The organism is Nocardia sp. BSTN01 (assembly GCF_015354405.1).
GTDB lineage: Bacteria > Actinomycetota > Actinomycetes > Mycobacteriales > Mycobacteriaceae > Nocardia.
Map to the genome: position 1 here is coordinate 29,297 of NZ_JADKYP010000051.1, position 17,290 is coordinate 46,586.

21 protein-coding genes and 1 pseudogene are annotated in these 17,290 nt (G+C 68.9%); 14 read left to right on the plus strand and 8 right to left on the minus strand.

Features of this window, described 5'->3' with window-relative positions:
* Window positions 1-137: 137 nt before the first annotated feature.
* Window positions 138-497, plus strand: a pseudogene (locus IRT45_RS28755) (GMC oxidoreductase); the annotation flags it as partial.
* 25 nt (window positions 498-522) lie between these two features.
* On the opposite strand, the gene IRT45_RS28760 reads toward IRT45_RS28755, so the two are convergent.
* From IRT45_RS28760 to IRT45_RS28770, 3 genes are read right to left on the minus strand one after another with little or no spacing between them, the layout of a single operon-like run.
* Window positions 523-1,314, minus strand: coding sequence for an ABC transporter permease (locus tag IRT45_RS28760; RefSeq protein ID WP_228535387.1), 792 nt, complete (start codon window positions 1,312-1,314; stop codon window positions 523-525).
* 10 nt (window positions 1,315-1,324) lie between these two features.
* Window positions 1,325-2,152 (minus strand): ABC transporter ATP-binding protein, encoded by an 828-nt coding sequence (locus tag IRT45_RS28765; RefSeq protein ID WP_194808977.1) that lies wholly within the window; start codon window positions 2,150-2,152, stop codon window positions 1,325-1,327.
* On the minus strand, window positions 2,149-2,622 hold the full coding sequence (locus IRT45_RS28770; RefSeq protein WP_309241195.1) for a MarR family transcriptional regulator: 474 nt from the start codon (window positions 2,620-2,622) through the stop codon (window positions 2,149-2,151). The genes IRT45_RS28765 and IRT45_RS28770 overlap by 4 nt, the downstream gene beginning before the upstream one ends.
* Before the next feature lie 186 nt (window positions 2,623-2,808).
* Here IRT45_RS28770 and IRT45_RS28775 point away from each other — a divergent pair, with 186 nt between their 5' ends.
* Together IRT45_RS28775 and IRT45_RS28780 are read left to right on the plus strand one after the other, a co-directional pair.
* Window positions 2,809-3,510, plus strand: a complete 702-nt coding sequence (locus IRT45_RS28775) for a type 1 glutamine amidotransferase domain-containing protein (protein WP_309241196.1) — start codon at window positions 2,809-2,811, stop codon at window positions 3,508-3,510.
* Window positions 3,507-3,857: a UBP-type zinc finger domain-containing protein gene (locus IRT45_RS28780; RefSeq protein WP_194808978.1), complete on the plus strand. Its 351-nt coding sequence runs from the start codon at window positions 3,507-3,509 to the stop codon at window positions 3,855-3,857. The genes IRT45_RS28775 and IRT45_RS28780 overlap by 4 nt, the downstream gene beginning before the upstream one ends.
* Window positions 3,858-3,948: 91 nt before the next feature.
* Here the strand turns inward: IRT45_RS28780 and IRT45_RS28785 are convergent, their stop codons facing one another.
* Window positions 3,949-4,410 (minus strand): cupin domain-containing protein, encoded by a 462-nt coding sequence (locus IRT45_RS28785; protein ID WP_194808979.1) that lies wholly within the window; start codon window positions 4,408-4,410, stop codon window positions 3,949-3,951.
* A 76-nt stretch (window positions 4,411-4,486) separates the two neighbouring features.
* Here IRT45_RS28785 and IRT45_RS28790 point away from each other — a divergent pair, with 76 nt between their 5' ends.
* From IRT45_RS28790 to IRT45_RS28800, 3 genes are all read left to right on the plus strand, one after another.
* Window positions 4,487-5,059: a TetR family transcriptional regulator gene (locus IRT45_RS28790; protein ID WP_309241197.1), complete on the plus strand. Its 573-nt coding sequence runs from the start codon at window positions 4,487-4,489 to the stop codon at window positions 5,057-5,059.
* A 158-nt stretch (window positions 5,060-5,217) separates the two neighbouring features.
* Window positions 5,218-6,444 carry a cytochrome P450 gene (locus tag IRT45_RS28795; RefSeq protein WP_194808981.1) on the plus strand — a complete coding sequence of 409 codons (1,227 nt, stop codon included), beginning with the start codon at window positions 5,218-5,220 and terminating at the stop codon, window positions 6,442-6,444.
* A gap of 48 nt (window positions 6,445-6,492) precedes the next feature.
* Window positions 6,493-7,629: a phosphotransferase family protein gene (locus IRT45_RS28800; protein WP_194808982.1), complete on the plus strand. Its 1,137-nt coding sequence runs from the start codon at window positions 6,493-6,495 to the stop codon at window positions 7,627-7,629.
* A gap of 4 nt (window positions 7,630-7,633) precedes the next feature.
* Here IRT45_RS28800 and IRT45_RS28805 read toward each other — a convergent pair whose 3' ends face one another.
* Entirely contained in the window at window positions 7,634-7,837 is a 204-nt protein-coding gene (locus tag IRT45_RS28805) for an alpha/beta fold hydrolase (protein ID WP_194808983.1), read from the minus strand.
* 64 nt (window positions 7,838-7,901) lie between these two features.
* Between IRT45_RS28805 and IRT45_RS28810 the strand changes: the two genes are divergently transcribed.
* From IRT45_RS28810 to IRT45_RS28820, 3 genes are all read left to right on the plus strand, one after another.
* A complete protein-coding gene (locus IRT45_RS28810) occupies window positions 7,902-8,108 on the plus strand; it encodes a hypothetical protein (RefSeq protein WP_194808984.1) in 207 nt (68 codons plus the stop codon).
* A 158-nt stretch (window positions 8,109-8,266) separates the two neighbouring features.
* Window positions 8,267-9,367: a GGDEF domain-containing protein gene (locus IRT45_RS28815; protein ID WP_194808985.1), complete on the plus strand. Its 1,101-nt coding sequence runs from the start codon at window positions 8,267-8,269 to the stop codon at window positions 9,365-9,367.
* 3 nt (window positions 9,368-9,370) lie between these two features.
* Window positions 9,371-9,616: a hypothetical protein gene (locus tag IRT45_RS28820; protein ID WP_194808995.1), complete on the plus strand. Its 246-nt coding sequence runs from the start codon at window positions 9,371-9,373 to the stop codon at window positions 9,614-9,616.
* A gap of 46 nt (window positions 9,617-9,662) precedes the next feature.
* Here the strand turns inward: IRT45_RS28820 and IRT45_RS37215 are convergent, their stop codons facing one another.
* Both IRT45_RS37215 and IRT45_RS28830 read right to left on the minus strand, forming a co-directional pair.
* Window positions 9,663-9,962 carry a hypothetical protein gene (locus IRT45_RS37215; RefSeq protein WP_228535379.1) on the minus strand — a complete coding sequence of 100 codons (300 nt, stop codon included), beginning with the start codon at window positions 9,960-9,962 and terminating at the stop codon, window positions 9,663-9,665.
* A 57-nt stretch (window positions 9,963-10,019) separates the two neighbouring features.
* Window positions 10,020-11,549 (minus strand): CdaR family transcriptional regulator, encoded by a 1,530-nt coding sequence (locus tag IRT45_RS28830; protein ID WP_194808986.1) that lies wholly within the window; start codon window positions 11,547-11,549, stop codon window positions 10,020-10,022.
* A gap of 198 nt (window positions 11,550-11,747) precedes the next feature.
* On the opposite strand from IRT45_RS28830, the gene IRT45_RS28835 reads away from it, so the two are divergent.
* The gene (locus IRT45_RS28835; RefSeq protein ID WP_036505644.1) at window positions 11,748-12,194 is read left to right on the plus strand and encodes a GreA/GreB family elongation factor; all 447 of its coding nucleotides are present in this window, start codon (window positions 11,748-11,750) and stop codon (window positions 12,192-12,194) included.
* A gap of 45 nt (window positions 12,195-12,239) precedes the next feature.
* Window positions 12,240-12,491 carry a hypothetical protein gene (locus IRT45_RS28840; protein ID WP_194808987.1) on the plus strand — a complete coding sequence of 84 codons (252 nt, stop codon included), beginning with the start codon at window positions 12,240-12,242 and terminating at the stop codon, window positions 12,489-12,491.
* 6 nt (window positions 12,492-12,497) lie between these two features.
* On the opposite strand, the gene IRT45_RS28845 is transcribed toward IRT45_RS28840, so the two are convergent.
* Window positions 12,498-12,737: a DUF5652 family protein gene (locus tag IRT45_RS28845; protein ID WP_194808988.1), complete on the minus strand. Its 240-nt coding sequence runs from the start codon at window positions 12,735-12,737 to the stop codon at window positions 12,498-12,500.
* Window positions 12,738-12,975: 238 nt separating this feature from the next.
* Here IRT45_RS28845 and IRT45_RS28850 point away from each other — a divergent pair, with 238 nt between their 5' ends.
* The 3 genes from IRT45_RS28850 to IRT45_RS28860 all read left to right on the plus strand — a co-directional run bounded on the left by IRT45_RS28850 (window position 12,976) and on the right by IRT45_RS28860 (window position 17,248).
* On the plus strand, window positions 12,976-13,845 hold the full coding sequence (locus IRT45_RS28850; RefSeq protein ID WP_194808989.1) for a class II glutamine amidotransferase: 870 nt from the start codon (window positions 12,976-12,978) through the stop codon (window positions 13,843-13,845).
* A 94-nt stretch (window positions 13,846-13,939) separates the two neighbouring features.
* Window positions 13,940-15,460 (plus strand): acetyl-CoA acetyltransferase, encoded by a 1,521-nt coding sequence (locus IRT45_RS28855; protein WP_375540163.1) that lies wholly within the window; start codon window positions 13,940-13,942, stop codon window positions 15,458-15,460.
* A 30-nt stretch (window positions 15,461-15,490) separates the two neighbouring features.
* Entirely contained in the window at window positions 15,491-17,248 is a 1,758-nt protein-coding gene (locus IRT45_RS28860; protein WP_194808990.1) for a DUF3556 domain-containing protein, read from the plus strand.
* Window positions 17,249-17,290 lie beyond the last annotated feature (42 nt).

The following is a 17,290-nucleotide window of genomic DNA, read 5'->3' on the forward strand; positions in this document are numbered from 1 at the left end:
GTGGCTCCTCGCAACGGGTCGAGATACGGATGCACTGACGATCATCGCGCGCCTCCGGGCGCATTGTGACTCAGGTGCAGTGCACACCGCACGGTTTGGTACCCGCCACGAGAACCTCGCGGCCTGATATCTTCGGTGTGCCGATGACGGCGCACTTCATCGGCGGGTGTGTGATCGGCGGCGACCGTGAGCACGGTGTGATCGACCCGTATCACCGCGTGCACGGATATCCGACGTTGAGCATCGTGGACGGTTCGGCGATCTCGGCGAATCTCGGGGTGAATCCGTCGTTGACGATCGCCGCGCAGGCCGAGCGCGCGGCGTCGATGCGGCCGAACCAGGGCGAGCGCGACCCGCGTCCGCCGATGGATCTGCCCTACCGGCGCATCGATCCGATCGCGCCGGTAGCGCCGGTGGTTCCGGCCTCCTCCCCTGCCGCGTTGCGGCTGCCGATCGTGGAGGTCCGGCACATGTCCTCGGGTGGCCGCCCGGCCTGAGCCGTCGCGGCTACCGATCTCGGCATCAGCGGGTGAGGCGTCCTAATAGTGCTGAGGCGCAAGTGATTCCGAGGAGGGCGGCCAGGACGAGGACACCGAAGTCGGTCCACAGGTCGGCGGTGCCGCCGACGAGCAGTCCGCGCAGGGCGTCGACCTCGTAGCTGAGCGGGTTGACGTGGCTGATGGCATGCAGCCAGCCGGGCATGAGTGCCAGCGGGTAGAGGGCGTTGGAGGCGAAGAACAGCGGCATGGTGATGGCTTGGCCGATGCCCATGAGGCGGTCGCGTTGGGTGACCAGCCCGGCGATGGTCATCGACAGGCAGGCGAAGAAGGCGGCACCGAGGACGACGACGGTGAGGGCGCCGAGCAGTTTCAGCGGGTTCATCGTCATGTGGACGCCCATGATCAGGGCGAGGACGACGATGATCAGCACCTGGGCGATGGCGCGCACTCCGGCGGCGAAGCATTTGCCGGTGATCAGCGCCGCGCGGGGTGTGGGGGTGACCATGAGTTTGTTGAGGATGCCGGCGTCGCGGTCCCAGATCAGTTGGATGCCGTAGAAGATCGCGATGAACAGTGCCGATTGGGCGATGATGCCGGGTGCCAGGAAGTCCAGGTAGGGCATGTCGCCGGTGGGGATGGTGTGCAGGCGGGCGAAGGTGGTGCCGAAGATCAGCATCCACAGCGCGGGTTGCACTGCGCGGGTGACCAATTCGGTGCGGTCGTGGCGCAGTTTCTGCAGTTCGACGATCGCGAAGGTGACGATGCGGGAGCCCAGGGTGGCGATGCGGGCGGCGCCGTGCGGGGCGTGGCGCAGGGGCGGGAGTTCAGCCGGCGCGTTGAGCGGTTCGACGGGTGCTTCGGACACCGCGCAGTCCTCCTTCGGTGGTGGGGTCGTCGTCGAGTCCGGCGTCGGCGTGGTGCCGGAAGACGTCTTCGAGGGTGGCGTTCGGGCCGAGTGCGGCCCTCAGGTCGGCGGGTGCGCCGGCGGCGCGGAGTTTTCCCTTGTGCAGCAGCGCGATTCGGTCGCAGAGGCTGTCGGCTTCGGCCATGTAGTGGGTGGTGAGCAGGACGGTGGTGCCGAAGCGGGTGCGCAGGTCGTGGACGCGTTGCCAGACGCTGTCGCGGGCGATGGGGTCGAGGCCGACGGTGGGTTCGTCGAGGATGAGCAGGGCGGGCCGGTTGACGAGGGCTTGGGCGAGTTCGAGGCGGCGGATCATGCCGCCGGAGTAGCCGGCGGCGGGGCGGTCGGCGACGTCGAGCAGGTTCATGGCGTCGAGGGCTTCGGTGACGCGGTGGTGGCGTTCGCGGCGGGGGACGTCGAAGAGGCGGGCGAACCAGGTGACGTTCTGGCGTCCGGTGAGGGTGGCTTCGATGGAGAGTTGTTGGGGGACGTAGCCGAGGTTGTAGCGGATGTCGGTGTCGTGGCGGCCGGCGCGGAAGCCGAGGATGTCGACGGTGCCGTGCTGGATGGGCATGAGGGTGGTGAGCAGGCGGATGGTGGTGGTTTTGCCGGCGCCGTTGGGGCCGAGGAGGCCGAAGATCTCGCCGCGTTCGATGCGCAGGTCGAGGTGATCGACGACGGTGTGGTCGCCGTAGCGGTGGGTGAGGTCGCGGCAGTCGATGGCGGGGCGGTGTGCGGGTGGCGAGGTCATCGTCGTCCTTGTTCGTGGTCGTGCAGGAGTGCGGTGATCTTGTCGACGACGGCGAGGCCGCGGAGGAGGGCGTCGCGTTCGGCCGGGGTGAGGGCGTCGAGGGCGGTGGCGACGATGTCATGGCGGCGTCTGCGGATGTCGTCGACGTCGCGCTGGACGTGGGCGGGCAGGCTCAGGCGCATGACGCGGCGGTCGGCGGGGTCGGGTGCGCGGACGAGGAGGTCGTCTTTGACGAGTGCGGTGACGAAGGTGGAGACGCTGTTGGGGGCCAGTCCCATCTCGGCGGCGGCGGATTTGACGGAGATGTGGGGGTTGCGGCCGACGAGGCGCAGGAATTCGGCTTGGGAGGCGCTGACGCCGGGCCGGTCGAAGGATCGGCCGGCGATGCGGCCGACTTGGCGGCGGAAGCGGCCGAAGGCGCTCATGAGCCGAGGGACCAGTTCGGCGTGGGTGGCGGGTGGGGTGGTCACCTCCCCACAATACCTCTGAATCAGAGCTATTTTCCTGTGAGTCTCCCTCGGGTCCAGCGACGGCGCCGGCGATCGGTGCCTGTGTTAGGTTGTGATCGACGTCACGCGGCCGGCGGTCTTCCCGGATCGGACGACAGTGATCTCGGACGGCCGGTCGCCCATCGCATCGACCGGAAGGAGATCGCCGTGGCCACCGACCGGATTCTGGTCATCGTCACCAATGCCGGGGAATACGAGAAGGTCGGCTATCGCACCGGGCTGTGGCTCGGCGAGCTGACCCACTTCTACGACTACGTCACCGAACACGGCTATACCGTCGACATCGCCAGTCCCGCAGGTGGATTCGTGCCCATCGATCCGGAGAGCCTGGCCCACGACGTCCTCGCCGATCTCGGCACCGATCGCCGCTACCGCGACCGGGAATTCATGAATCTGCTCGACCGCACGCGCAGTATCGGCGAGGTCGAGGTCGAGGATTACGACGCCATCTACTTCACCGGCGGGCACGGGGTGATGTTCGACTTCGGCGGTGACGATCTGGGCGCGCTCACCGCGGCATTCCACGACAGCGGCCGCGTCGTGTCGGCGGTGTGCCACGGTCCGGTCGGGTTGCTGAACGTTCCGCTGGAGAGCGGGGCGGCGCTGATCGGCGGGCGGCGGGTGACCGGATTCTCGTGGCCGGAAGAGGAAGCCGCCCAGCGCGCCGACGCGGTACCGTTCAGTCTTCAGGACGAACTCGTGAAATTGGGCGCCGACTACAGCATGGCCGACGAGCCGTTCGCGCCTTACGTCGTCACCGACGGGCGGCTGATCACCGGTCAGAACCCCGCCAGTGCGCGCGGCGTGGCCGAAGCGGTGGTCGCGACCCTGAGAGGAGATCAGCGGTGAACGATTCCGGCAGCGATATCGACGTCGAGGTGCCCGCCAGTGGAACCGGTTGCGCCGAGTGCGTCGCCGCCGGCGGCTGGTGGGTGCATCTGCGTCGGTGCGCGCGCTGCGGGCATGTGGGTTGCTGCGACACCTCCCCCGCCCAGCACGCCACCGCCCATTTCCGCAGCACCGGACATCCGATCATCCAGAGCTTCGAACCGGGCGAGGACTGGTTCTACGACTACCGCGACGGCGCGGTCGGCGAAGGGCCGGAACTCGCGCCGCCGACCAGTCACCCGGAGACGCAGCCGGTGCCGGGGCCCGCGGGGAAGGTGCCCGCCGACTGGCAGGACCACATTCACTGACAGCGCGGCGTCGGGCCCCAGGGGACGGGAGCGATCGGGCTTGCCGCCGATCTCGTTCCGGGGCCGCGCGGTTCGCTCCGTTGGGCTGCGTTCAGTGTTCGTCGTAGCGGATGCTGTGCGCTGCGGCGATCGGGTTGATCTTGCGTGGGTCGAGTGCGCCGCCGGTGAGTACGGTGGGGCCCGCTTCGAACAGATCTTCCAGATAGCATTCCCATCCGCCCGGCGACGATATCTGGAGCACTGTGGGCGGCGGGTCCGAGACCGCGCGTAGGGCGTGCGGAATGCCGTGTGGCAGTAGGACGAACGTGCCCGCCGGTGCGACGAACGACCGGTCGTCGAAGTCGACTCCGAGCTCACCGCTGAGCACGTAGATGCTTTCGTCTGCTACCTCGTGCGTGTGTCGCGGGATGTCGCGGGCCAGGGTCACCTCGAGCAGTGAGAATCGGCCCTCGGTGTCGGCTGTGGTGGCCTTGACCGCGAAGGCGGGTGGCATCGGAACCCGCCCAGGGCGCACCTCGCCCGGACCCAAGTGGAGAAATCTGTTGTGCGACATCGTGGTAGCCTTCCCGCGGGACAAAACGGAACCGGAATCCGCTTCCGTCTCGATGGTAGCCGGAAAGGACGGACAGGTGTCAACACCCGCGACGCCACGAAGAACCCGCGCCGACGCGGCCCGCAACCGCGATCGCCTCCTGCGCGCGGCTCGAGAAGTGTTCGCCGAGAAGGGCTCTCAGGCGCAGTTGCCCGATGTGGCACGCGCCGCGGGGGTCGGGGTCGGCACGGTCTATCGCCACTTCCCCACCCTCGCCGAGCTCGTCGACGCGGCGGCCGAGCAACGCTTCGCGGAGATCGAGAACTACGCTCGCGCAGAGTGTCTCGCTCACGCCGGCGAGGGGCTGCGACGCTATCTGACGCATGTGGGTGAGCTGCTCAGCGCCGATCAGGGCCTGTCCGCGGCCGTCGAAGCCGCCCGCCGATCGCCCGGCAGCGAGCCGCGCGGATCCGCTCGCGCCCGGCTGGAAACCGTTGTCGGCGAGATCATCACGCGCGATCGCGAGGCCGGTGCGCTGCGGCAGGATTGCACGGCCGCGGACGCCTACATGCTCGTCGGTGCGATCTCGGCGACGATCCGCACCGGCAGCGGAGACTGGCGGCGCCTGCTGGACCTGATGCTCGACGGTCTGCGCCCGCGCAACGCGTAGCCGTCGTGGATCAGATGAGTTGGCTCGGGGCCGAGGGTTGGCGATACCGCCATACGGTCGGATTGACACCTGTAAGGTGCAGGCTGCCGGGGTCCTGACACGGCGCCCGGCAACCGCCGACAGGCGATCTCGTGGTGTGGGCAAGGAGGTGACACCTCGTGGACGAGGGCATCGACCTCACCGACCTGGACCGGTTCACCAGCGGATTTCCGCATCCGATATTCGATCGGCTGCGACGCGAGGCGCCGGTCTGGTTCCATCCGCCCACCGCGCACAGCCCCGGCGGCGACGGTTTCTGGGTGCTCAGCCGCTATACCGACATCGTCGCCGCGGCCACCGACACCACGGTCTTCTCCTCCGAATCCGGCGGCGGACGCGACGGCGGCGGCACGACACTCGAGGATATGCCGCTGGGTGCGCCGGTCGGGGCGCTACTGAACATGATGGACGATCCCCGCCACGCGAAGATCCGGCGTCTGCTCGCACCCAGCACCACCCCCCGAGCGCTGCGGCGGATCGAGGACGACCTGCGCCGGCGCGCGGCCGACATCGTGGATGCGGCGGTCGCCAAGGGCGAGTGCGACTTTCTCACCGATGTGGCCGCGGAACTGCCACTGCAGGCCGTCGCCGAGCTGGCCGGTGTGCCGCAAGCCGATCGCCACGAACTGATGAACTGGGCGAACGTCACCCTGGACTACGACGGCCGCGAAGTCGGCGAGGTCGACGACCGTCTCGCCCGCGCTCAGGCCCGCATGTTCGCCTACGCCGCGGACCTGCTGCAGCGCAAACGCGGCGCGCCGGGTGCGGATCTGCTGTCGGTGATCACCCACGCCCTCGTCGAGGACGAGCCGCTGACCGACGCCGAGCAGCACCTGTTCTTGAGCCTGATCGTCGCCGCGGGCAGCGAGACCACCCGCAACTCCATCGCTCTCGGGGCGGCCGCGCTCAGCGAATCGCCGCAGCTGTGGAAACAGTTGCAGCAGGACAGGACTCGCCTTCCGGCGGCGGTCGAGGAGATGTTGCGCTGGGCGTCGTCGACCCCCTACAACCGGCGCACCGCCACCACGGAGGTGTGGATCGGCGGCCACCGCATCGCCGCCGGTGACAAGGTCACGCTGTGGTGGGCCTCGGCCAACCGCGACGACAGTGTGTTCACCGACGCCCACCGGTTCGACATCACCCGAAACCCCAATCCGCACCTGGCTTTCGGGCGTGGCGTGCACTTCTGCCTGGGCGCCTCGCTCGCGCGGATGGAGATGCGGGTCCTGTTCGACGCGCTGCTCGATCGGGTCGAAACCCTCACTCCGCGGGGGCCCGTCGAGTACGTCCGCAGCAACAAACACACCGGTATCCGGCATATGCCGGTCACGATCGGTGCACGGTGAGAGCCGAGCGGCCCGTGGGTGACCCGCCCGAGTGAAAGGAGCCGGCCTGTGGCTACCGAACCGACCGTGGAGAACGTCAGCCGGCTGCAAAGCTCGAGCCGCGACGTCAGCGAATTGCCCGCGCTGCTCGCCGACTGGCTGGCCACGGTCATGCCGGACGGGCAGCGGCCCGAGATCTCCGTCGTCGGCGGGATCGACGCCAACGGGATGTCCTCGGAGACGATCGTGCTCGGCGCCCGATGGGACGAGGACGGCGCGCCCGTGACTCGGAAATGGGTGATGCGGGTGGCGCCCACCGGCTCCGACGTCCCCGTCTTTCCGGTCTATCGTCTCGATCATCAAGCCGCTGTCATGGAGGCCGCCGGTCGGGCCGGTATTCCGGTCCCGCGGGTGCGGTTCCGGGAGAACACGGCGACGGTGCTGGGCGCCCCCTTCTTCATCATGGACTACGTCGAGGGGATCGTCCCGCCCGATGTGATGCCGTATACGTTCGGCGGCAACTGGTTCTTCGACGCGGCCCCTCAACAGCAGCGCCTGCTGCAGGACGCCACGATCGAGGTGCTCGCCACCCTGCACTCGATCCCCGACGCGGGCACCGCATTCGACTTCCTCGTCGCCGACCGCGCCGGCGACACCGCCCTACGCAAGAACCTCACCTGGCTGCGGGCGTGGTACGAGTTCGCGGTGGCCGATATCGGGCGGTCACCGCTGGTCGAGCGCGCCTTCGACTGGCTCGACACCCACTGGCCCGAACAGATCGCGGCCGGTGAGACCGTGCTGCTGTGGGGCGATGCGCGCATCGGCAACGTGCTCTACCGCGACTTCCGTCCCGCCGCCGTCCTCGATTGGGAGATGACGACGGTGGGGCCACGCGAACTCGATGTGGCGTGGTGTGTGTTCGCGCACCTGGTGTTTCAGGAGTTGAGCGGGCTCGCCGGACTGCCGGGATTGCCGAACGTCTTGCGCGAGAACGATGTTCGTGACACGTATCGGCGCCGCACCGGTGTCGAACTCGGTGATCTGCGCTGGTTCTACGTCTACTCGGCGGTGGTGTGGGCGTGCGTGTTCATGCGCACCGGCTCGCGCCGCGTGCATTTCGGGGAGATGGATCGCCCCGAGGATGTCGAGGCACTGTTCTACCACGCGGCCCTGCTGCGCACGCTCATCGGGGAAACGGCGCAGTGAACCGCTACCGCCCCGAGGCGAGGTAGTCGAGGATGATCTCGTTCACCGTCTCCGGTTTCTCCAGGTGCAGGAAATGCCCGGCGTCGTCGATGCGGACGAGGCGGCTGCCCGCGGGCAGGTGCCGGTCCAGAGCGTGGAAGAAGCCGGGCCGCAGGCAGCCGTCGGTGGCGCCGTAGAGCTGCAGGATCGGGTGGATCGGTGGCGACATCAGCAGCCGGTCGAGGTCGCGGGGCCGCGTCGAGCTCGGGCGGACCAGTTGCCGGTAGTAGCCGATGATCGCGGAGCGGTGCTGCGGCGGTGCGGCCGCGGCGAGGTGGGCGAGGTCGTCGGTGGCGGCGTATCCGGGAGACCAGCGGCGCCACAGGAATGCGGTCAGCGGGGCGATGATCCAGGCCGGGGTGGGCTACTACGGCTACCGGGAGATGGCGGTCCGGCTGACCTCGGTGGCCCGCCTGCTCCTGACGGCCGGCAACCGCTGAGCCGATCCACGCGGGTACCACATTTTCGCCCGGAGGGTCCGAGTTGCCGGTCTAGACTGCTGCGGATCAGCCGATGAGATTCCCGAGATCCTCGCCCGGGATTCTCGCACCGGAAACGAGCGACGGCCGGGCAACCGGCCGGGTGCGAGGGTGAGTCGATGAATGGCGGCAAGACACTGCGGGCCTGGTGGAACGATCCGGTCGACTACCGCTGGCTGGTACGCAGCCTGACGGCCCGATCGGCGCTGGGGCCGTTGAAAGTGCTGGTCGGTGTCGCCGGCGCGATGATCGCGGCGATGGGAGCGGTGATCACCGGATCGCCGGTGGGCCCGCCCGGCCATCCCGGTATCGCGTCCACGGTCGGGGTGTCGTGCGGGACGCTGTGGGCACTGCGCTGGTGGTTGCTGCGCTGGCCCGGCAAAACCGAATCGCTGCTGCTGATCGGCGGCGCCGACGTGCTGTTCATTCTGGAATTCCTGCAGGTGCCCGATCGGGTGTTCGCGGCGATGGGCACGGTACTGCTCGTGGTCACCGGCAGTTACCTCGGCTTCTTCCACAACGCGCGGGCGTTGGCGGCGCATTCGGTGTGGTCGCTGCTGGCGGTGATCGTGATGTCGGTGCGCATCGCCACCGGCGGCGGGCAACTGCGGCTGGCGCTCGCGGTCGGGTTGCTGCTGTTCGTGTCGGTGGTCAGCGCCGTTCCCGCACTGCAGATCCTCTACTGGCTGCTGCGCACCGAATCGATGTCGGATCCGCTGACCGAGCTGCTGAACCGCCGCGGCCTCGAGATCCGGCTCCCGCTGCTGGTCGACCAGCACCCCGCGATCAGTGTCATGACCTTCGACCTCGACAAATTCAAAAGCGTCAACGACACCTGGGGACACCGCGTCGGCGACACCGTGCTCGTGCGGACCGCCCGGCGCCTGCACGAGGCCGCCGGACGAACCGCGGTGGTGGCCCGGACCGGCGGTGAGGAATTCGTGGTCGCCACGCCGATCGCCGCCGACGCCGCCCACGCCGAGGCCGAACGCTTGCGCCGCACCGTCGCCGAACCGTCCGGCACCACGGTCGAGGTCACCGCCAGCGTCGGTGTCGCGGTCTACGACGCGACGACCTGCCCGCGATGCCCGCGACCGACACCGGACCGGCTGCTGCAATCCGCCGACGCCGCCATGTACCGGGCGAAACAGGCCGGGGGAAATCTGGTGGTGGTCGAAGACCTCACCCCGCCGCCGGATCACCACCGGGTTACCGGATAACCCATGACCCATGCGTGGGCGGCGCCCGCGACCTCGGCGGCGGATGTGCTGACCGTGTTCACCCCCGGGATCGAGCGGTTCGACTACTTCCGGCTCGGCGACCGCATCCGCCAGGGCCTGGCCGATCCGGCCGAGATAGTGCACGGCGAAGGGTGCGGGCACGTCGCCATCCCGCACGACGATCACGTCGACTATCTCCACGACGGCCATCGCCACGCGGCACACGACGGCCACTACGACGAACGCTGACACTTACGACCGGTGTGCGTCGAAAACTGCACGGCGCCTTGGTGTTTCAGCAGTCCGGTTTCGACGCCCGCAGGGAGAGCAGCAACGGCACCCGCGGTTGTCCGGGCGGCAGGCGATACTGTCCGCTCTCCGCGGTCAGGGTGTGGAACCGCGGGTACAGCAAGTGCAGCAAGCGTTTTCCGTGCACGTCGCCGACCTCGTCGAGTTCGAATGCGCGCAGCGCCTCCGCGCCGGCGACGAACCGGTCCACATCGTAGAACTCGCTCGTGAGGTGAATCGGCACGCGCTCATCCCAATTGGCGCGGTTGAGTTCCACCCACTGTCCGGCACGCGCGTCGACGCTCACGCCGCGCACAGTAGCCCGGCCCGGCGCCTGTCTCCATCGGTTTTCGCCGGCCGGAGCTCACCCGGTGCGGATCGACAAGGCGATGAGCATTGCCGTGCGTTTGGCCGGATCGTCCGGATCGAGGAAGTCCAGTTCACGCATCCGCCGCATCCGGTGACGCACGGTGTTGGGGTGGACGTCGAGGGTGCGGGCCGCGGTGTTCGGATCGCCGTGGGCTTCCAGCCAGGCCTTCAACGTGGGCAGATAGTGGGTGCCGGCTCGCTCGTCGATCTCCGCCAGCTGGGCGACGGGGTCCCGGGACGGCAGCCGGCCGGTGGAGGCCATCGACCGTAGCCGCTGGATCAGGACCCGATCCCAGGCGGTGTCGTAGCAGGCCGGTGCCGGGGTGGTGGCCGCCGGCAGCGCCATGCACTCGTCGGCCTCCTGACGGCTCGCGGGCAACTCCCGCGCGTCGGCGGTGCCGCCGATGCCGGCCACGACGCTCATGTGCGCGGGCAGGCTCGCGGCGATATCGGCGATCCACCGATACGCCGGCGCCGGATCGTCACCGGCGGGCAGCAGTGTGTAGACGGTATTGCCGAACAGGGTGCTGCGGCCCAGGCGCGACCAGCCGAAACCGGTGGTGGCGCGTTCGAACGCGAGCAGGATGCCGGCGTTGCGTTCCTGCTCGGCATGCGCCTGCAAGGCGATGACGCGAAGATCGCGGGCCGGGATGCCGAGTTTGCCGATCGCGGCCTCCGCGTCGGGGCTGCCCTCGATCAACTCGATGACCAGTTCGGACTCCACCTGCCGTTCGAGGTCGGCACTGACCCGCGACCGCAGCAGATGCAGCGCGACGGTGTGCGCGCCCTCCTGCAGGATTCGGGCCCGATCCGCCGACAGCGGCTCGCGACCGGACACCCACACCGAACCCAGCAGCTCCCGGCCCGCGCGCACCGCGGCCACCGTGCGCCCGTGCAGTCCGTGTTCGGGTGCCGGCGGGATGTAGCGCGGCGAATCGGAGCGGGCCAGATGCGCGAAGATGCCCTGCTCCTCGAAGAATCGCCGCACGCGATCGGGCATGCGCCGCCCGAGGATGGTGTCCGAGCGGACCGGGTCGGTGTCGTGGTGCGCGGTGGAGTAGGCCATCACGCGCGAGAGCTGATCCTCGATGGTGACCGGCCCGTCGAGGGAGGCGGAGATGGTGTCGGCGAGGGCGAACAGATCGCTGGGCCCGCGCCCGGATTCGGTTTCGCGGCCCTCGAGCACGAGCCCGTAGACGACCGAGGCGATCTGGCTCCAGGACACGCTCGGGTCGACGGTCATCAGCGCCGGCCCGCGATCATCGAGCAGCTGCCGGATCCGGGCATCCGGTGTCTCGGAGGTGCGCGCCACGATCACGCGGGCGCGGGCGTCCACACCCAGGGTGAGGGCTTCGGCGAGGTCGGCCGCGCCGACGGCGAGGAATACGTCGCCGGTGGCCGCGTGCGGGCGGATCGGGTCGTGCACCGCGACGCTGTGGATCTCGACGGCGCGATCCACGACGGTGCCGTGCAGGCGGGCGCCGTAGCGGCTCACGATATTGATCAACCGGTCCAATTTGACCATCGGTGCAGCTCACGGCTCCTTCCGGGGCGTCGGGCCACCGCCGCCCTGTCCGGGAACGACAATAGTGTGGGACGAGATTGTTTGTTGCTGACAATGTAGCGGGTGTGCCGGCGGGTCACTCTGGAGGTGGACCCTCGGTGCGGCGGATGTGGTGTCGTCCGGGGGCCGGTGTTGTCGGCAGTGGACGAAGAGAATGAGATGACGGGAACCGAAAGCGTCTGGTTGACGCAGGACGCGTACGAGCGGCTGCGGCGGGAATTGCTGGAGTTGCGGGCGGCGCAACACGGCCCCGGCGACGAGGACGGGCAGTCCGCGGCCGGGCGGCGGCTGCGCCGGCTGGAGTTGGAGGAGTTGCTGGATCGTGCCGTGGTCGGGCAGGCGCCCGCCGACGACGGCATCGCCGAACCCGGGATGGTGCTGACCGTCCGGTTCGACGACGAGCAGACCGAAACGTTCCTGCTGGGCCGGCGCGACGGCGCCGACACCGAGGAACTCGAGGTGTACTCGCCCGAGTCGCCGCTGGGCAGCGCGCTCACCGGCGCCCGGCCCGGGCAGGTGTGCTCGTACCGGATTCCCAGCGGGGCGTCGGTGAACGTGACATTGCTCGAGGCGGTCCCCTACGGCATGCACCTGCGACGGCGTTGATCGCGGTCGGCCGCGGCGGACTCGGCCGGAAAGTGAGGTCGTGAGATGGATTGGCCACATCTGCTCAGGTTCGTCGGTGTCACCGTCGCCTTCTCGGCGCTGGTGCTGCTGATCCTGGTGCCGCGGAAGGTGACACGCCGATTGTGCTCGCACTGCGGGCACTCCAATATCGTGCACGACCCGGTATCGGGCCGTTGCCGCAGCGCCGTGGACGCCGGAGTTCTGGTCTCGCGCGAGCGCGGCGCCGGGCTGCCGACGCATCGCTGCCGATGCCAGGACTATCGCGGCGAAGGGTGACCGGGCTCAGGAGTGCGTGCCCGGTTGCCGGCGTCCGGCGAGGAAGTAGGTGATCGGCACCGCGCCCGCCGAGTTGAGCAGCGTCACCGCGGTCGCCCACCGCAGTTTCGACCCTCGGATCTCGGCGGCCGGCCGGCGCGCGATATCGATGAGCGCCGCCAGTTTCAGGATCCCTTCCACCACGGTCGCGGCCACGATCAGTCGTCGCGTCCGCTCGTCCAGCTCGCTCCACCGTTTCCTCGCCACGAGCACCCCTCTCCGATCCGCCGCGTATCGATCACCTCATGGTGCACCGCGGGCGCTTGCGGATCCAGGGTCGAAGGGCCTCGCGTTTCGCGGCGGACGGGTAGGGTCGGTTCGGCGGCCCGGGCCGCGTCATCGGCTCGGCTCCCCCGTAGCTCGTTCACTGAATATCGAACCGTGACAAGCGGTTTCGTCCGACACGGATCGCGGGATCCGCGCCGGTGCGGCGAAAGGTGAAACGATGTGCCGATTGTTCGGGCTCAGCGCGGCACCACAGCGGGTGCACGCGACGTTCTGGTTGCTGGAGGCCTCCGACAGCCTGGCCCGCCAGAGTCGCCGCGAACCCGACGGCACCGGACTGGGCACCTTCGAGGCCGACGGCGAACCGCTGGTGCGCAAGCAGCCCATCGCCGCCTACGAAGACGAGCAGTTCGTGCGCGAGGCCATGGAATGCGAGTCGGCGACCTTCCTTGCCCACGTGCGCTACGCCTCCACCGGGGCGACGGTCGCGGCCAACACCCACCCGTTCGAGCAACACGGGCGGCTGTTCGCCCACAATGGCGTCGTCGGCGGCCTGCCGGAACTGGACCGCGCCCTGGGTGACTATCGCGATCTGGTCGCCGGGCAAACCGATTCCGAGCGGGTCTTCGCGCTCATCACCCGCCGCATCGATGAACACGACGGCGATGTCGTCGCCGGAATCAGCGCCGCGGTCGGGTGGATCGCGGACAACCTGCCGGTGTTCGCACTGAACTTCGTACTCACCACCGCACAGGATCTGTGGGCGCTGCGCTACCCCGGCACCCACGACCTGTTCGTCCTCGAACGAGCCGCGGGCGGACCCGGCGGCGGCAAACATCTCGACCACGCCGGCACCGGGCCCCTTCGCGCCCACTCGCCCGCGCTCGCCGACCATCCGGCCGTGGTCATCGCCACCGAACGCATGGACAGCGATCCCGGCTGGCGTGATCTGCCGGTGGGCCGGTTGCTGCACGTGGGCCCCGATCTGGTGACCACCCGGCACACCGTCGTCGACCGCGCGCCGCGGCACCGGCTCACCCTCGCCGATCTAGGCGAGCATGCCGCGGCCTCGCAGCGAGCCACCATCTGAGACAAACGTCTGTAACAGGTTCTATTTCCCGTGTTACTGTCACTCCCATGAGACGGGGAGCCGGCACGACCGCACGCAGTGGCGGGGTCCGCTGATGGTCGATTCGCGTACGCCGGTCGTCGTGGGCGTCGGACAGGCCATCGATCGCATCGACAGTTCCGAATACCGGCAGATGTCGTCGGTCGACCTCGCCGCCGCGGCCGCCCGCGCCGCCCTCGAGGACACCGAGGTCCGCTACTCCGACGCCGCCGCGAGCGTCGAACTCATCGCCGGGGTGCGCCAATTCGAAATCTCGGCGCCGGTGCGCGCCCCGCTCGGCCGCTCCGACAACTACCCGCGCTCGGTGGCGCGGCGACTGGGCATCGACCCCGCCCGCGCCGTGCTCGAGGTGGTCGGCGGGCAGGGCCCGCAACATCTGCTCACCGAATTCGCCGCCGGCATCGCCGCCGGGCGACTGGAATCGGTGCTGATCACCGGATCGGACGCGATCTCGACCGAGCGCTACTACGCCGGACGAGACGATCGGCCCGACTTCACCGAAACCGCCCCCGGTCAGCTCGAGGACCGCGGCTTCGGATACGAATCGTTCGTCGACGACAACCTCGTCGCCCATGCCGTCATGGGCGCACCCACCCAATACGGTCTGCTGGAGAACGCCCGCCGCGCGCGGGTGGGCACGACACCGCAGCAGTATCGCCTGCAGATGGGAAAACTGCTGGCGCCGTTCACCTCCGTGGCCGCGAAGAACCCGCTCGCCGCCGCGCCGGTCGAACGCAGCGCCGAGGAACTGGCGGCCGTCACCGACGCGAACCGGATGATCTGCGACCCGTATCCGCGCCTGATGGTGGCCCGCGATCTGGTCAACCTCGGCGCCGCGGCCGTGGTGATGTCGCTGGGCAGAGCCCGCGAACTCGGCGTCCCCGACGACAAACTGGTGTATCTGCGTGGTCACGCCGACCTCGAGGAACAGCCACTGCTCGCCCGCCCGGACCTCGGCGCCGCACCCACCGCGTGGACGGCGGCGCGAGAAGCGTTGCGGGTGGCCGGAATCGGGCTCGACGACCTGACCACCTTCGATCTCTACAGCTGCTTCCCCGTCGCGGTGTTCAACTTCTGCGACGGCACCGGACTGGCCACCGACGACCCGCGCGGGCTCACCGTGACCGGTGGGTTGCCGTTCTTCGGCGGCCCCGGCAACAACTACTCGATGCACGCGATCGCCGAGACCGTGGCCCGGATGCGCGAGCAGCCGGGCACTTTCGGCCTGGTGGGCGCCAACGGCGGCATCATGAGCAAATATTCGGTCGGGGTGTATTCGACCGCGCCGGCGCCCTGGGCGCCTGACCGCAGCGCACAGTTACAGCGGGCCGTGGCGGTGGCCCCGCGGGTGCCCAGCCGGGCGCGCGCCGATGGGCCGGCGCGGATCGAAACCTACACCGTGCGTCATGCGTTCGAGCCGCGCACCGGACTGGTCGTCGGGCGCCTGCACGCCGACGACAGCCGGTTCCTGGCGTTGATGGCGCCGGAAAGCCTTGCCGCGGTGGACGATCCGATCGGCCGCGACATCCTCGTCACGTCGAGCGAGAAGGGCAACACCGCGGTCATGGTGCCGTGACCGGCCGCGGATGCGGGAACGGAGAGATTGATGGGGTTCGTTCAGCCGGAACTGCCGGTCGTCGATCAGCAGCAGTGGCAGGGCAGCGACCGCAGTGAGCGCATCCGGCTCATGGCGCGGCACTGGGCCGAGGTCGGCTTCGGCACACCGGTGGTGCTGCACCTGTTCTACGTGGTCAAGATCTGCCTCTACATCCTCGGCGGCTGGCTGTTCGCGCTGAGCACCAGCGGCATCGACGGATTCACCGATGTCGGCAGCTGGTGGTCGGAACCGATCGTGTTCGAAAAGGTCGTGCTCTACACGATGCTGTTCGAAGTGATCGGGCTCGGCTGCGGATTCGGCCCGCTCAACAACCGCTACTTCCCGCCGATGGGATCGATCCTGTACTGGCTGCGGCCCGGCACGATCCGGCTCCCACCGTGGCCGCGCGTCGTCCCGCTCACCCGCGGCACCGCCCGCACCCCGGTCGACGCCGCACTCTACGCGCTGCTGCTGGCGGTACTGCTGTGGGCGCTGCTGTCCGACGGCACCGGCCCCATCCCCGCATTCGACACCACCGTCGGTCTGTTGCCTGCCTGGCACGTCGGCCTCGTCGTGGCCGTGCTGGCGGTGCTGGGACTGCGCGACAAGGTGATCTTCCTGGCCGCGCGCGGCGAGGTGTACGGCTCGCTCGCGGTGGCGTTCCTGTTCGGCGGCGCCGACGCGATCCTCGCCGCGAAACTCGTCTTCGTCGTCATCTGGATGGGTGCGGCGACCTCGAAACTGAACCGGCACTTCCCGTTCGTGGTCTCGACCATGATGTCCAACAGTCCGATCGTGCGGCCGCGATGGTTGAAGCGGCGCTTCTTCGCCGACTTCCCCGACGACCTGCGCCCGGGACGGCTGTCACGGTTGGTCGCCCACAGCGGCACCGCGGTGGAGATGTGCGCGCCGATCGTGCTGTTCTTCTCCCACGGCGGCCCGCCCACCGCGGTGGCCGCGGTGATCCTGCTGTGCTTCCACCTGGTGATCCTCACCGCCATCCCGATGGGCGTGCCGCTCGAGTGGAATGTGTTCATGATGTTCGGTCTCGGAGTGCTGTTCGTCGCCCACGCCGATATCGGCTTCGCCGACGCGCAACACCCATGGCTGCCCGTCCTGCTGTTCGCGGTACTCGTCGCGATCGTGATCACCGGCAACCTGGTGCCCTCGCGGATCTCGTTCCTGCCCGGCATGCGCTACTACGCCGGCAACTGGGACACCACGGTGTGGTGCGTCAAACCCTCGGCGGCGCAGAAGATCGACCGCAACGTCGTCGCGATCGCGAGCATGCCGCAGGCACAGATGGAGCGCTACTACGGCAAGGACCGAGCCCAGATCCCGCTGTATCTCGGCTATGCCTTCCGCGCCATGAACACCCACGGCCGCGCCCTGTTCACCCTCGTGCACCGCGCCATGCCCGCCGGCCGCGAAGACGAATACACCATCACCGACGGCGAACGCATCTGCAGCACCGCCATCGGCTGGAACTTCGGCGACGGGCACATGCACAACGAACAACTCATCGCCGCCCTGCAACAGCGCTGCCACTTCGAACCCGGCGAAGTCCGGATCGTCCTGCTCGACGCCCAGCCCATCCACACCCAGGTGCAGGGCTACCGCCTCGTCGACGCCGCCACCGGCGAATTCGAAAGGGGCACAGTGCGAGTCGCCGACATGGTGGAAAGCCAGCCGTGGGCCGACAACCTGCCCGTCCACGTCACCAGCACCGCGGGCCCGGCCGTCACGGATTCGCATCCAGCTCCCTGACGACATTCTCGGCGCCGGGTCGATCGGCATCAGAACGTCGGA